The organism is Pseudomonas sp. FG98, assembly GCF_057808595.1.
On record NZ_JBMDIJ010000039.1, the window covers coordinates 1 to 15,275 of the forward strand.

The following is a 15,275-nucleotide window of genomic DNA, read 5'->3' on the forward strand; positions in this document are numbered from 1 at the left end:
TACTCGGCGGCCTGTGGCTTCATGGCTGATCTGAAGTTGTGTAGATACCTATGCCTATCGCTGGCAAGCCAGCTCCCACAGGGATCGCGTGCACCGCTGAACCTGTGGGAGCTGGCTTGCCAGCGATGAGGCCCGAAGGATCACTTCCAGCGACTGATCCGGCTCCAGATCCCCAGCACGGTATTCTCCACCGCCCCACTGGCCGCCAGCCCTACCCGCTCCTGCAGGCTCTTGCGCTCGGCAAAATGCAGGTGATACAGGTTCGATTCCCGGGCCCGCTCGCTGAGGTACTCGTCACTGGTCTTCAGTTCGTCCACCAGTTGCTTGTTCAGCGCCGCCACGCCCAGCCACACCTCACCGGTCGCCACTTCGTCGATATGCAACTGCGGCCGGTAGCGCGAAACGAAGTCCTTGAACAACTGGTGGGTCACATCCAGGTCTTCCTGGAACTTCTCCCGGCCCTTCTCGGTGTTCTCGCCGAACACGGTCAGGGTGCGCTTGTACTCGCCGGCGGTCAGTACTTCGAAATCGATGTCGTGCTTCTTCAGCAGGCGATTGACGTTGGGCAACTGCGCCACTACACCGATCGAGCCGAGGATGGCGAATGGCGCACTGACGATGCGCTCGCCGATACAGGCCATCATGTAGCCGCCGCTGGCGGCGACCTTGTCGATACACACGGTCAGCGGCACGCCAGCCTGGCGAATACGCGCCAGTTGCGAAGCGGCCAGGCCATAGCTGTGGACCATGCCGCCGCCGCTTTCCAGACGCAGCACCACTTCGTCCCGTGGTGTCGCCAGGCTCAGCAGCGCGGTGATTTCATTGCGCAGGCTCTCGGTGGCCGAGGCCTTGATATCACCGTCGAAATCCAGCACGAAGACCCGCGGTTTCTCGTCCGCCGGGGCTTTCTTCAGTTTCTTCTGCTCCTTGGCCTGCTGCTTGCGCAGGGCCTTGAGCTGATGCTTTTCCAGCAACCCGGCTTCAAGGCGCTCGCGCAGGTCCTTGTAGAACTCATTGAGCCGGGTGACCTGCAACTGCCCGCCGGCCTTGCGCCGGCCCTTGCCGCGCATGCCGGCAATGGCCGAAAGGACAACCAGCACGGCGATCACCAGGGTCGCGGTTTTGGCGAGAAAGCTTGCGTACTCTGCAAGAAACTCCACGATTACTCCTTGTTGAACTGCGCCGCCATGGCGCGAAAAACGATAGTGAAGCATACCGGCGACAACCTGCCCTCGCCAGCGTAGGAAATGTCTGGCACCACAGTTCAAACGCTCTTTTCAAACGCTTGTATGTTTTTTCGTTGACACTGCGCTGGCGGCAACCTAACCTCGCCAAATCCTATTTCCCCGGGCAGACGACGTGGGCAGCATCTACCTGATTCGACATGGCCAGGCCTCCTTCGGTTGCGACGACTACGACGTGCTGTCGACGGTCGGCAAACGCCAGAGCGAAGCCCTGGGCGCCCACCTGGTCCAGCTCGGCACCCGCTTCGATCGCTGCATCGCCGGTAGCCTGCGGCGCCAGCAGGACACCGCGCGCCTTGCCCTCGACGTGATGCAGGAAGACGGCGCCAAGGTACCCGAGGTGGAAACCGACCCCGCCTTCAACGAATTCGATGCCGACGCGGTGATCCGCGCCCTGCTCCCCGCACTGCTCCCGGAAGAACCCGAAGCCCTGAACGTACTGCGCAATGCCCGCGAACACCGCGCCGAGTTCCAGCGCCTGTTCGCCCTGCTCGTGCAGCGCTGGCACGGCGGCCAGCATGACCGCGACGGCATCGAGAGCTGGGCGGCCTTCGTCCAGCGCACCGGTGAGGGCCTGCAGCGCGTCCTGGACCAGGCCGCCAGCGGCGACAACATCGCCATCTTCACCTCGGGCGGGACCATCGCCGCCCTGCTCCACCGCATTCTCGGCATCAGTCCCAGCCAGGCCTTCGAGCTGAACTGGCAGATCATCAACACCTCGCTCAGCCAGCTGAAATTCCGCGGCATCGAGGTGACCCTGGCCTCCTTCAACAGCCAAGCCCATGTGCGGCTGATGAGGGTGCCGGAACTCGTCACCTGGCGATGATCCGGCGTGTAACGACCCTGCGTCACTGAAACCACTCAATAAGGAAAACACCATGAGCGAAGTCGCCAAAGCCGTTGAAGCCATGAAAGCCAAGTTCAATCCAGGCGCCGCTGCTGGCCTGGACCTGGTCTTCGGTTTCAACATCACCGATGAAGACAAGCACTACGCCCTGATCGTCAAGGATGGCACCTGCGACCTGCAGGAAGGCGAGAACCCGGACGCCAACTGCACCCTGGTCATGGACAGCGAAACCCTGAAAGGCATCGTCAGCGGTGAAACCGACGGCATGCAGGCCTTCATGGGCGGCAAGCTGCGCGTCGAAGGCGACATGATGCTGTCGATGAAGCTCAGCGAGCTGTTCCCGGCGTAAGTACAACGCCCGTGACGAAGAAACCGAAGCGCTTATCCGCTTCGGTTTTTTTTCGCCACCAACATGCATCAGGAGCGTTGATCGACCGGCAACACCCGCGCCAATAAGGCGTGTCGCTGCTTGGCAGGTCCGGACGCGAGAATTAGATTAGCCAATGTTCCATGGCTACCAAAATAAGGAAAAGGCATGTCGCTCACCGATCAGTCCACCCAGGTCCGCCCCGGCGAGGAGCTCGACTCCGCCCTGATCGATCCGTACCTGAAGGCCCACATCCCTGGCCTCGACGGCACCCCGGTGATCAGCCAGTTCCCCGGCGGCGCTTCGAACCTGACCTACCTGGTCAGCTACCCGCAGCGCGAGTTCGTCCTGCGCCGCCCGCCGTTCGGCAGCAAGGCCAAATCGGCCCATGACATGGGCCGCGAGTTCCGTATCCTCAACCAGCTCAACGCCGGCTTCCCCTACTGCCCCAAAGCCTACGTGCACTGCACCGACGAGTCGCTGATCGGCGGCGAGTTCTATGTGATGGAACGGGTCAAGGGCATCATCCTGCGCTCCGACCTGCCGCCGGAGCTGGGCTTCGACGCGGCGCGCACCGAAGCGCTGTGCAAGAGCTTCATCGACCGCCTGGTGGAGTTGCACCAGGTCGACTACCACGCCGTCGGCCTCGCCGACCTGGGCAAGCCGGATGGCTACGTCCAGCGCCAGATCGAAGGCTGGGCCACTCGCTACGAGAAAGCCCTGACCCCCGACGCACCACGCTGGGAAGCGGTGATTGCCTGGCTGCGCGACAAGATGCCGGCCGACCACCCACGCCCGGGCATCATCCATAACGACTACCGCTTCGACAACGTGATCCTCGACGCCGACAACCCGATGCGCATCATCGGCGTGCTGGACTGGGAGATGACCACCATTGGCGACCCGCTGATGGACCTGGGCAACACCCTGGCCTACTGGATCGAGGCCGACGACCCGGCACCGGTGCAACTGATGCGCCGCCAGCCGTCCAATGCCCCGGGCATGCTCACCCGTCGCCAGTTCGTCGACTACTACGCCGAGCGCGCCGGGATCGAGATCAGCAATTTCGACTTCTATTACACCTACGGCCTGTTCCGCCTGGCCGGGATCGTCCAGCAGATCTACTACCGCTTCTACCACGGCCAGACCCAGGACAAGCGCTTCGCCCAATTCATTCATATGAACAAGCTGCTGGAGCAGATGAGCCTCAAAGTCATCGCCGAATCCAGCCTCTGAAGAACGACAACAAGGAACCCGCCATGTCCAAGACCCAACTGTTCGACCTCGACGGCAAGATCGCCTTCGTTTCCGGGGCCAGCCGCGGTATCGGCGAAGCCATCGCCCACCTGCTGGCCCAGCAGGGTGCCCATGTGATCGTCTCCAGCCGCAAGCTGGACGGTTGCCAGCAGGTTGCCGAGGCCATCGTCGCCGCTGGCGGCAAGGCCACTGCCATCGCCTGCCATATCGGCGAGATGGAGCAGATCGGCGCGGTGTTCGCCCGCATCCGCGAAGAGTTCGGGCGCCTGGACATCCTGATCAACAACGCGGCGACCAACCCGCAGTTCTGCAACGTGCTGGACACCGACCTGGGCGCCTTCCAGAAGACCGTCGACGTGAATATCCGCGGCTACTTCTTCATGTCGGTGGAAGCCGGCAAGCTGATGCGCGACAACGGTGGCGGCAGCATCATCAACGTCGCCTCGATCAACGGGGTTTCGCCTGGGGTATTCCAGGGCATCTACTCGGTGACCAAGGCGGCGGTGATCAACATGACCAAGGTGTTCGCCAAGGAATGCGCGCCGTTCGGCATCCGCTGCAACGCCCTGCTGCCGGGCCTGACCGACACCAAGTTCGCCTCGGCGCTGGTGAAGAACGACGCCATCCTCAACACCGCGCTGCAACAGATCCCGCTCAAGCGCGTGGCCGATCCGAAGGAAATGGCCGGTGCGGTGCTGTACCTGGCCAGCGATGCGTCGAGCTACACCACCGGCGTGGCGCTGAATGTGGATGGCGGGTTCCTGTCCTGACTCTCCGCTGACCTCAGGGGCCCTATCGCTGCAGATGCAGATACCCATGCAGCGATAAGGCCATCAGGGCCGGTCAGGCGGGATCGGCAACCGGCTGTCCGACCTCTCGTTGCCCCCGGCTCTTCCACTTGCGCCGCACCCACTTGCGGCTCGGCTCTTCGATGAAATAGAAACCCAGCGCCGACAGCAGGGTCAGCACCACGAAGGCCGCCAAGGCCAACATGTGGTTATCGTTGAACACGGGGAAACGCGCCACCAAGGCATCGTGGTGGTCGATCAGGAACAGCAGCACCAGGGCCTGGAATGAATAGAAGCAATAGCTGATCTTGCCCAGCCAGACGAAAAGCGGCCGCGACAGCAACCAATCGAGCGGGCCACCGCCGAGGAACAGCGAGCCGATGACGAACGCGATCACCGGCACCACCAGCCAGTTGTGCCCGACGTAGTACGGCATGGCCACTGCGTAATTGCCCAGGTACCAGCACAGCAGGGCGATCAGCAGCGACTGCGCCAGCCACAACCCGCGCACGCGACCAAGGTCCTTCAACAACAGACAGACGCACACCCCGACGATGAACTCCGGCAGGCGGAAGATCGGCATGGCGTAGAACACCGGTATCCCGTAGCTGGGATACAGCTTGCCGGCCAGACTGAACATCAGGCCGAACAGGTAGGTCAGCGCCAGCACCGCGATCACGCCCTTGCGCGGCAGCCTGGCAAGGAAGGGAATGATCAGCGGCAGCAGGAAGTAGCAGAAGATCTCCACCGAAATCGACCAACTGCCGCCGTTGTTCCAATGGCTGAACAGCGGCGGGATCCACGCCTGGATAACGAACAGGTTGGCGACGAAGATGAACAGCATCTTCCAGATCGCCATCAGATTCGCCTCCAGGCCTTCGCCGAGAGGAATGTTCAGCCAAGGCAAAGTCACCAGCCCGGCCACGAAATAGATCGGATAGATCCGCGCCAGCCGGTTGACGAAGTAATCCGCCACCCGCCCCTCGATGGCGTGGTACTTCAGGCACAGCAGGAAGCCGGACAGGATGAAGAACACGCTCATGCCCACCGCCCCGACATCGAGCAGGCCCTTGAGCCACGGTTCCTGAGTCAGCGGCCAGCGCATATGAATGTGGAACAGGAACACGTAGAACGCCGAGACGAATCTCAGGCCGGTAAGCGATAGAACTTCTGACTGTTGTGGCACTCCGGCCTCTCCGTTCAGGGTGGTGCTTGTGTAGGAAAAGCCGTGGATTGTGGGGGATTGGGGCGAGGGTTGCCAGAGATTTACTGGCATCGTTGAGACAGCACCAGGGTGATCTGGACGCCAATCGGGAAAGTGCCGAAGGATTCGCTCTTCTGATACCGCTGGCATAAAAAGCGTACGACTGATGCTGTATTGGCCTACAACACCTCACCAATATCCGACTTTTATGTAGGCAATTTCCCAAGCATACTTTTCCGCCTGTTCAGCCGTTGCGCTCCTGGAAATCGGCTCCTAGTCTTCGCCGGTCGCTGAAAAATCAACGACCGGTCTTGACGGACCGACTTCACGGAGCGCTGGTTGCTATGGCAGCTGTGCGTGTGGGCGCCTTCGGGCGCGCCGGGTTATCTCTGTGGACCGGTCCGTCAACCCACGCACAGTCGCCACCCTCCTGCTTGACGGCTGGTCAGTGGCGTTTCATCCCTCCACGGAGACGAACACCATGAAAAAGCTGACACCCCATCCTCCTCGTCGCAAAACGGCCAACGTTCATTTCGGCACCTGTGCTGGCGCCCATCCCCATATCTTCGCTGTGTGCCCGGACGCCGATATCGAAGATGCTCTGGCGCATCTCTCCGCGGCCCTCACTTCAGCCTTCGAAACCAATGCGCAGCTTGCGACATGCTTTCGCGGCCGTTGGCGGACAAGGCATGGGCGACCTGGCAATCGCTGGAAATCTGCCAGGCGTTGACGGAGGCGTTGCGTAACGGAGTGGCTTGTTCGCGAACGGGAGAATAAGAGGCTTGCTTGGCGGGCCGCGCGTGCGGCCCTACAGGTTCGTGCTTGGTGGCAGTTGTGCGTGAGCGCGCCACCCTGCTGACCAACCTACGTCGATCAGCAGAGGCGGAGATCAGCAAGTATCGGCACCCGAAGCATGTTAAGTAAGTGCCATTCAAATCCGCCCCCCTTTTTCGTCCCCTTTTTCGCCATGTCCCCTTTTTCGCCCCGTCCCTAACTAGCCCTGCTCATAAACTCCAAATCAGCTCGGTTATAATCAACCATGGCCAAATAAAACTCATTAAAATCAACAAATTTCTCTACAAGCTCACCTGCAAACCATAACACTTCGCCCGCCTTACCTGTCGATGGCAAAGCCATAGCAAAAATATCTTTATCAGATTGAGCTGCGGCAATTGGTAACAAGCCATCTCGATGATAGCCGACAGACGTTATGACGCTATCATCCAAATAGCTAACCATAGCCCGAGCAGCAATCATCTTTTCACTCCCAATTAAATCATCCGTACCAAACAAATCGACCGAGTGAATTAACCCTGGCCACCCGTTGGCGAACCTTAAAAATTCGATATATTTCCCATCAAGCTTAATTTTCAAAACGCTCTCCGCTGCTTGAATAGACTCATCTGTAGCCGCTAACGCAGGAAGATTAAAAGGAAACAGTTTTTCTTCGTCAACACTAGCCAACGCCTGCTTAACCATTACAAGCTTGACAATTTCCTCTGGCCAATTCATGGCAACCCACCATCAAAGACAAATATCGTTGGTTTATAGCCAAGCGGATATCCACCTGCCTGGCCACCGAGGCTCATATTTACACGAGGTGATAGGTCTAGCCAAGCATAAGGTGTTGGAGTCCCCATCCATGTGGTATCTGGAACATGCCCGACGTGACCAACATATGGGGTCCCAGCCAGCAATCCCGCTTTTCGCTCTTGCATGGCCTGTCGAGATGCATCAAACCTCAAGGCACCTTTGGTAGAAACTCGACCTGTTGGAGAAAGCACGCCTGCCAGAACAGCGTCATTGCTTAGTTTTATATATGCGTTAATTTGATCTAGCTCGACTTGGGTCATTCCTGGCATTGGCTTAATCCAGACAGGCCCCATATCACGAGGAAATGGCCCTACAAACTCAATGTCATGTATGCTTCCACTATAAGTCTTGACTACCAGCGCCTCTTCAGCCTTGATTAGTTTTTCTGCTGTCTCTGCTCGCTCCGTAGATAGAGTTACCGTTTCTAGGACTTTTTCATCGACCTTTCTTGCACGCAAGACGAGTGGAAGCATTACCGCAGCGCTCCCCCCATCTCCGATGGCACTGCCAAATTGCTTCAGTGCCATAGTCTCCGCACGAACTACTACTTGAGGTGCACCTCCAACCAATGGAAGACGATCAATACCTCCTAACCCCGCCCAAATTAGAGCTTCATCAACTGCCCCAAGCGCAAGTCTACCGCCGCTCATCACTCCAGAAACGAGATTTATCACTTCTGCTAAAGAGTCATGTCCTCTGTCACCGTTCGAAGCTATATAAGGAATTATGGAGTAGTCATTATAAAACTCCTCCAGCCGCCCTCCCAAGCTCCACTGAGGCTTGGGCGAAAGCACATACTTCCCTGTAGCCGGATCAACCTCTGGCAGAGTTGGAACATCAGAATACGAGCTCAAGCCGCCCCCTGAACCCCGTACATACTTCAGCCCAAAGTACTCATCTTCCGTCAACTGCGAAACAACATTAAACCACCCAGACTCCCTATATTCAGCCACGGCTCCAGGATCCACAACCCCCGCTACATCCGAGCGTGAAACTGGCACAGCGCTTCCATTAGAGGCGAGCTGGAGTTGACTATTAAAATCTCTTGCAGAGTCAGAAGCGCTGTGAAAGGGATTTACTCCCTCACCAATTTTCGGCTTATCTACCCAGTGCTTTAAATCATCTAGCACCTGCTTCTTATCTTTGGTTTGCTTCTTATCTTTCGCCTGCGTCGAAATCTCACCAACTATATAATCAGCCAACGCATTCCCAAACGCATCCACCGCCACCTGACCATAATCCGGTCGCCCACCACCAAACCACTTATCTCTCATCCAGGCAGAAGTATGCGCACTTGCCTGACCACGAATTACGCTCCCCATGAACCCGTCGTCGGCATAAAGCTCACCCGCGACAGCCGAGGCGATTGCCGACGCCGCCATGTTCTTCCAACTGAACGACGTGTCTAGGCCAACTATCTTGCTGCCAACATAGTTGGTGCCATAGACGAGAGCACCTTGCGCAGCGTAACGAAGCATAGTGCTGCCGGTAGCGCTCTGCACCGCTCCCAACGCTGGAGCTGCCCAACTCGCCACCCCAGCAGTGAGACCTGCTACAGCAGCCTGCTTCCAGGAGATGTGGTCCACTACCCCCATTGCCTTGCCGACAGCCTGTGATGCCAAGCTACCCACCGCAGCTCCAATTCCCCATGAAACCGCCGTTACCGCACTCGCGATGGCGGTACCTGCAACACTCAGCCCCATACTTGTCGCCACACCCCCCAAGAGCGGAGCGGCAGCTCCAGCGGTTAAAACCGTCGCAACCACAGCAACCACCACCATCACCACCGAAGCCACCGCATTACACTTCTTCTTCTTCGGCTTAGGCGGCTGCGGCGGTGTAATCACATCGCCAATAACTTCATTCGGGTTATACGGCTTGAACGTCGTCGCATCATTACGGTTACTGCTGACAACGTTGGGGATCTTCAGACTGCTACCCGCCACCAGCGCTTCACTGAGATCCTTGCCGTTGGCGTCGGCAATCAGGTACCACATGCTGCGGTCGCCCCAGACCGTCTGGGCAATGCTTTCCAAAGTGTCGCCCTGGTTGACCACATAGCTGCTCGGCGCCTGGGCCGGGTAGTTATCCGAGATCGCCTCCAGAGTGTTGCTGATCGTGGCGATCGAGAGCCCACCGGCATTGGCCAGCGCCGCGTTCTGGTAACCAAGGTAGATTTGCGCCCTGCCGGTGTAGGCATCCTCCACACCGATCATCCGCGACTCGCCATCCACGGCAAACCTGCGGAACGTGCCCTTTAAGCCGGAACTCAGGTGCAGCAGATCGCCTCTGTCGCTGTAAACGTAACTGGTAACACCCGGATCCATGCCACTTGCAGTCGCGGTCAGCTGCAACGCCTTGTAAGTTTCAAATCCGGCATAGACCGTGCTGTAGTCACCTGCCTGGGTGGCGACCCCGGAAGTGTTAAAAGTTGCGAAGCGGTAGCGGGTCTGATTGCCTGCCGCGTCGAACATCCCCGCTTCGCCGAAATAATTGCCCTGGGCCAGATACTCGACGCCATAGCTGTAGCCGTAGGTCAGCTCCGATATTTTCTGGTTATCGCCACGATAACGAGAGTATGCCGTGCTCTGTGCCACACCCTCCTTGTAACTGGTTTGCGAGATAACCCGCCCGCGGTCGTCATAGCTGTTGAGCTGGTCGAGGTAAACAGCACTTGTGGATTGCACGGCAGCATTCGAGTTCGCCCAGGACGACCTGTAGAGATGCCTGATCGTTCTGCTCGCTACCTGGTTCTGATCGTTATAGGTGTACTCATAGCGCTCATAGACCGCTTGCCCCCAGTAATCCTGGATCCAGCGTTCAGTACCCGTACGCCGACCCGCAGCGTCATAGCTGAGGGTGTAGCCTTGGAGCGCATTGGCCACGATTGCACCGTTGTCGAGGTAGCCGTCCACGACGACAGCTCGGTCAGCGAGGTCATATTTGAACCAGTTATCGACATTCGCCTGCCAGCCATTGGGCTGGGCAGATTCCATCTTCGACCGTCGACGGTTGCCATATTCATCGAACTGGTAGGAAAGATTGATGTAGGTCGTATTACCTAGCGAGTAATGGAAATTATTGCTATCCCCATATCCGTATCCATATCCATATCCGTCGTCTGAAAAACCCTCAATAAAGTTAAAAGTCCCCGTCCCGTAAGCAAAACTTCCGGCAAGTGCATTGGCATTGGCCAGGCGCCCTGCTTCGTCAAACCTGTATCGGGTTTCCTGGCGGGTACTTCCATCACCGGATCTGTTCCCACCCACGTCCGTGGACCAGTTGATATACGACGCCAGCACATCATTGACCTTGTTACCCTGGAGGTCGTAGGAGTAAGTCGAGGTCTTGATATGCTGCCATTGCTCGTTATATTCGGCGTAACTCGACTGAAAACTCCGTTGCTGACCCGAGGTAATCACAATCGACTTCAACAAGCCATTACCGTAGTACAAATACGTTTTGTCCGAGTTCTCCGCCGTTACTTGCCCAAACCCGTTATAGACATAGCTGAAGTTCCTGTTGCCCAGGTCCTTGTGCGACACCAGCCGCCCGTAATCCCCTTCGTTGTAGGTCCAGGTCAGGCTGTTGCCCAGTCCATCGATCTCCTTCACCTTGCGGTTGGCCTCGTTGAACACGAAGGTTTTCTCGATCTTCGATTCATTGCGGGTCGCAACGATATTGCCGCGCTCGTCGAACAGGCTGAAACGGGTGTTGCCCGCCACCCCGGTGACCACACTCTGATAATTGCCTTGTGCAACGCTGGCCAGTGTCTCTTCCTGCGACGCCGCACCCTCGATCTCGGCATACAGCCGCCCGGCCTGGTCGTACTGGTTGACCTGCTGGATGACCCGCTGCCCATTGCGCACGATGCCGTGGACGGTATGCCGGTCCAGCGCGTCGTATTCGTCGAAGGTGACGATGCCCGCCGCATCGCTGGTCCCGACCCGGTTGCCGTTGGCATCCATCGCGTAACCGCGACACACCGAGGGCATCGATATCCCGTACCAGTTGCCCCGCCTGGTTATAGGCGTGCTGACGGGTACGCAGCACCCCGCCTCCGGTGCTGATCAGGTCCGCTTCCTCGACCAGCAGCCCGCGCACGTCATAGCGCTTTTCATGGATCAGGCTGGCCCGGTAACTGGTGCCGTTCTCCCGCAGGATGTCGGTTTCCGGCAGGGTTTCGCTGAGTACCTGGTTGTTGTGGTCGTAGCTGTAGTTGGTGACAGATGGTTTCTCCCAGGCGATCCCACAACCGCTCCACCCGCTCCACGCCGAAAGCGCGTAGCCCTGAGTGAACCAGGCCTTCGACCACATCGACCTCAGCCTCGCCCCCCGCCCTACGCAGTGCCGCCCCATAAGCCATCCCGTGATCACGCAACGGATCCACCCCGGCAACGGCGATGAACGCCGGCGCCAACCCGCTGAAATCCTCCGCCTCCAAAGGCATGGCACAAGGATCCCGCCAGTCGCGCTGATCAGGTACATAACCCGCCAGCGAACGCTTGAGCCCCGCTACCGTCAGCAGCGGCGCATCGGCATGCTCGGTCATCGACGGTAGATGATCGCGTGCAGTGAGCACCGGATATACCAATACCTGCCCAAGCGGCTGCGGCTGCCCGTCACGACGCAGGGCCATGCACAACCCTGCCGCCAGGGTGCCGCCGGCACTGTCGCCCGCCACCACCAACCGCTCACGGCTCAATGCTGGATCGACCCGCCCTGCCCTTAGACCGTGCCAAGCCGCCAGGCAATCCTGCAGCGGCGCCGGGTAGCTATGCTTCGGCGCCAGCCGATATTCCACTGCGACGATAGCGACCGGGACCCGCTGCGCCAGGGCATGGGCAAACCAGTCGTGGGTGTCGAGGTTGCCCAGGTCCCAGCCACCGCCGTGCAGGTACAGCAGCGTCGGCCAGCCGCCTTGAGGCACTTCACCGGCAGGTTTGTAGACACGCAGGCACACGCCGTCGAGGCGGATGTCAGTGATGGCCCAGCCCGCTGGAGCCGCGGGAGTGCAGGCCCGACAGGCGCGCAGGAAGGCGTCGCGGCGGGCGGATAGGCTGTCATCGACAGGGACGAAAGCTTTGCAGGCGTCGACGTACGCCTGGATGTCGGGGTCGAGCGTGTAGGTCATGAAGGGTCTCCATAGAAAATATCGTTGTGTCGAGGGTGCTTTGCCAGCGATGGAGCCAGCAAGAACAGCCCCGCCAGCAGGATCGATGTCGAAGCTGATGGCCTCATCGCCGGCAAGCCGGCTCCCACAGGGTGCCGGGCCAGCCGCAGGATTCAGGCCAGGCACAGGAACCTGTGGGAGCTGGCCTTGCCAGCGATGAGGCCGGCAAGAACAACACAGACCCGCAAGTTTGATGTTGAAGCTGATGGCCTCATCGCCGGCAAGCCGGCTCCCACAGGGTGCCGGGCCAGGCGCAGGATTCAGGCCAGGCACAGGAACCTGTGGGAGCTGGCATTGCCAGCGATGAGGCCGGCAAGAACAACCCAACCAGCAGGATCGATGTCGAGGCTGATGGCCTCATCGTCGGCAATGCCGACTCCCACAAGGTTCCGGGCCAGCCGCAGGATTCAGGCCAGGCACAGGAACCTGTTGGAGCTGGCATTGCCAGCGATGAGGCCCGCAAGAGCAACCCGACCAGCAAGATCGATATCGACGCTGATGGCCGGGCAGTTCTTGAGCGCGCAATCAATCTGCTTGCCTGCCACCCTGGCATCTCCCACAGGGACAACGGCTGCAAAACGACAGATCAGAACAACGGCAAGGTGTACGCCAGGATCACCCGGTTCTCATCCCGGCGCCCGGTGGCGTCGCCTTGCAGCTGCACATTGCGCCAGCGCAGGGCGAGGTTCTTGAGCGGACCGCTCTGCACGGTGTAGGTGATGTCGATATTGCGCTCCCACTCACTTCCGTCCTCGCCGGCAACCTTGAAGTTGTCACCCTTGACGTAGCGGGCGAAGGCCACCAGGCCCGGCACGCCCAGCGGGGCGAAGTCTAGGTCGTAGCGGGCTTGCCAGGAACGCTCCTGGGCGCGGTCGAAGCGCAGCACCTGGACGGCGTTGGCCGCCGCCGGCAGGTCGGTATCGTGGATGAACGGCAGCGCGCTGTCGCCGGCGTTGTATTGGTAGCCGAGGCGGAAGGTCTGCGGGCCGAGGTTGGCGCTGAGCATGCCGGAGGTCATGCGGCTATCCAGCTTGCCGGCCTTCTCGGCGCCGGATTCGCCGGTGTCGAGGTAGTTGAGGGTGCCGCCGAGGGTCCAGTCGCCGAGCTTGCGGGTGTGGGTGACGGTGGCCAGGTTCTGCTGGTAGACATCCTCCAGCCGCCCGCCCCACAGGCCAACCGACCATTGCGGGGTCGCCCGCCAGGTGCCGCCGAGGTAGTTGAAACGGTCGCTGAACACGCTGTAGTAGTTGCCCACCTGAATGTCCCGGGCGCCGGCGAATTCACGCTGGTTGACCTGGCGCATCTGCCCGGCACTGAGGTCGAGGTTGTCGATCTCCTTCACATCGAGCATCGCCCCTTCGAAGAACTGCGGCAGCAGGCGTGCATCGCCAGAGCTGACCAGCGGGATTTTCGGGAACAGGCCGCCAACCTTGAGCTCGCTTTTCGAGTACTTGAACTTGACCGCCGCCGTGGCTTCGGAGAATTCATCCACCGAACGCGGATCGGCGTTGCGCGGACCGCCGGCACGGTCATAGGCCCCCGGCAGCAAGGCGCTGCCGCTGCGTGACGGCGAAGAGTCGAGCTTGAGCCCAAGACCGGCATAGAAGTCCACGCCAACGCCGATGGTGCCCTCGGTGTAGCCCGATTCACCCTTGAGGATGAAGCCCTGGGCCCACTCCTCGATCTTGGACTGCGACGGCTTGGTGGAGTCGCGCAGGTCGTGGTTGTAGTAGAAGTTGCGCAGGGTCAGGTTGGCCTTGGCGTCTTCGAAAAACGCCGCATGGGCGCCCAGCGGCGCCAGGCCCAGCAGCAGTGTCAGGGGTTTTGCCGAGCGAGCGAAGCCCGCCCCGTACGAGGATGCTTTCATTGTTGTTGTTCTCTTCTTATGGGTGATGGATCGGTGTTGCGTGGCACAGCTCAGTGGCCGTGCCAGATGAACTCCAGGGTGGTTTCCAGGGTTTCTCCGGGGCCCAGCTCATGGGTGCCGACCTCGTCCCACTGCGTCCGTGGGCGGTTGAAGGCATCGGCCAGATGGGACACCGGCTCCAGGCACAGGTACGCCGACCCTGCCGGAGCGAAGGCGACGAAATGGCCCAGGGTGCTGTGCAGGTCGAGCCGGCCCTGCGGGTAGTCGATGCGCAGCTTGCCGTCCCAGCGCGACTGGTAATGGGCCAGTGACGCGCCGTTGTCAGCGGCGATGCGCAGGGTTTTCTCAGCGTCTTGATGCTCGCCGGTGGCGAGGTAGTCGGCGTCGATCTGCCATTCGCGCCCGACCCGGTACTCCACCCGCATGCCCGGATGCCGCTGGAAATACGGATGCAGCCCGAGGCCCGCCGGCATCGGCGAATCGCCCTGGTTGAGCAGGCGCAGGGTGACCCGCAGGCGGTTGCCGTCGAGCACGAACTGCTGCTCGGCGCGAAACGCCCAGGGCCAGTGCTCGCCCTGGTAGTCGCAGCGGATCAGCGCCCTCTCCGTGCCGACCTCGACCACCTGCCAGGGCCGGGTATGACTCACCCCATGCAGGGTGTGCGGCAGCGCCGCAGGATGCGCCGGCAAGCGGTGCTCGATGCCATTGAAATCCAGCCGTGCGTTGCGGATCCGGTTGGAATACGGCACCAGCGGATAGGCCCCGGCTCGCGGCCAGTCCAGCGGATCGAAGGACGCGCTGCTGATCGGCAGCAGCAGGTCCAGCCCCTCGGCATTCAGGGCGGCGATACGCCCGCCCCAGGCCGGCAGCAGCTTCAGTTGCCAGATGGCATTGTTCAGTTCGACAGCGTGCATAAGACCCTCCGTTACCCGAAA

12 protein-coding genes are annotated in these 15,275 nt (G+C 60.0%); 4 read left to right on the forward strand and 8 right to left on the reverse strand.

The genetic code is table 11. From position 1 onward, the window contains the following. Positions 1-140 precede the first annotated feature (140 nt). Positions 141-1,160: a protease SohB gene (gene sohB / locus ACODSK_RS20435; protein ID WP_489018669.1), complete on the reverse strand. Its 1,020-nt coding sequence runs from the start codon at positions 1,158-1,160 to the stop codon at positions 141-143. Positions 1,161-1,359: 199 nt separating this feature from the next. Here sohB and ACODSK_RS20440 point away from each other — a divergent pair, with 199 nt between their 5' ends. The 4 genes from ACODSK_RS20440 (at position 1,360) to ACODSK_RS20455 (ending at position 4,485) form a co-directional block, all read left to right on the forward strand. Further along, positions 1,360-2,070 (forward strand): histidine phosphatase family protein, encoded by a 711-nt coding sequence (locus tag ACODSK_RS20440; RefSeq protein ID WP_489018671.1) that lies wholly within the window; start codon positions 1,360-1,362, stop codon positions 2,068-2,070. A 52-nt stretch (positions 2,071-2,122) separates the two neighbouring features. Beyond that, a complete protein-coding gene (locus ACODSK_RS20445) occupies positions 2,123-2,440 on the forward strand; it encodes an SCP2 sterol-binding domain-containing protein (RefSeq protein WP_489018672.1) in 318 nt (105 codons plus the stop codon). Positions 2,441-2,626: 186 nt separating this feature from the next. Next, the gene (locus tag ACODSK_RS20450) at positions 2,627-3,694 is read left to right on the forward strand and encodes a phosphotransferase family protein (protein WP_489018674.1); all 1,068 of its coding nucleotides are present in this window, start codon (positions 2,627-2,629) and stop codon (positions 3,692-3,694) included. A 23-nt stretch (positions 3,695-3,717) separates the two neighbouring features. Further along, a complete protein-coding gene (locus ACODSK_RS20455; RefSeq protein ID WP_489018675.1) occupies positions 3,718-4,485 on the forward strand; it encodes an SDR family oxidoreductase in 768 nt (255 codons plus the stop codon). A 73-nt stretch (positions 4,486-4,558) separates the two neighbouring features. Here ACODSK_RS20455 and ACODSK_RS20460 read toward each other — a convergent pair whose 3' ends face one another. The 7 genes from ACODSK_RS20460 to ACODSK_RS20490 all read right to left on the reverse strand — a co-directional run bounded on the left by ACODSK_RS20460 (position 4,559) and on the right by ACODSK_RS20490 (position 15,254). Beyond that, complete coding sequence (locus ACODSK_RS20460) at positions 4,559-5,689, reverse strand: acyltransferase family protein (protein ID WP_489018677.1); 1,131 nt, start codon at positions 5,687-5,689, stop codon at positions 4,559-4,561. 1,008 nt (positions 5,690-6,697) lie between these two features. Further along, positions 6,698-7,219, reverse strand: a complete 522-nt coding sequence (locus tag ACODSK_RS20465; RefSeq protein ID WP_489018679.1) for an SMI1/KNR4 family protein — start codon at positions 7,217-7,219, stop codon at positions 6,698-6,700. Next, positions 7,216-11,268 carry a LysM peptidoglycan-binding domain-containing protein gene (locus ACODSK_RS20470; protein WP_489018681.1) on the reverse strand — a complete coding sequence of 1,351 codons (4,053 nt, stop codon included), beginning with the start codon at positions 11,266-11,268 and terminating at the stop codon, positions 7,216-7,218. Before ACODSK_RS20470 ends, ACODSK_RS20465 begins: the two co-directional genes overlap by 4 nt. Positions 11,269-11,417: 149 nt before the next feature. Next, on the reverse strand, positions 11,418-12,434 hold the full coding sequence (locus ACODSK_RS20475; RefSeq protein ID WP_489018683.1) for an alpha/beta hydrolase: 1,017 nt from the start codon (positions 12,432-12,434) through the stop codon (positions 11,418-11,420). Between the two features lie 446 nt (positions 12,435-12,880). Continuing rightward, a complete protein-coding gene (locus tag ACODSK_RS20480; RefSeq protein ID WP_489018685.1) occupies positions 12,881-13,018 on the reverse strand; it encodes a hypothetical protein in 138 nt (45 codons plus the stop codon). A 41-nt stretch (positions 13,019-13,059) separates the two neighbouring features. Continuing rightward, entirely contained in the window at positions 13,060-14,340 is a 1,281-nt protein-coding gene (locus ACODSK_RS20485; protein ID WP_489018687.1) for an OprD family porin, read from the reverse strand. A 50-nt stretch (positions 14,341-14,390) separates the two neighbouring features. Beyond that, complete coding sequence (locus ACODSK_RS20490; protein ID WP_489018689.1) at positions 14,391-15,254, reverse strand: aldose 1-epimerase; 864 nt, start codon at positions 15,252-15,254, stop codon at positions 14,391-14,393. Positions 15,255-15,275 lie beyond the last annotated feature (21 nt).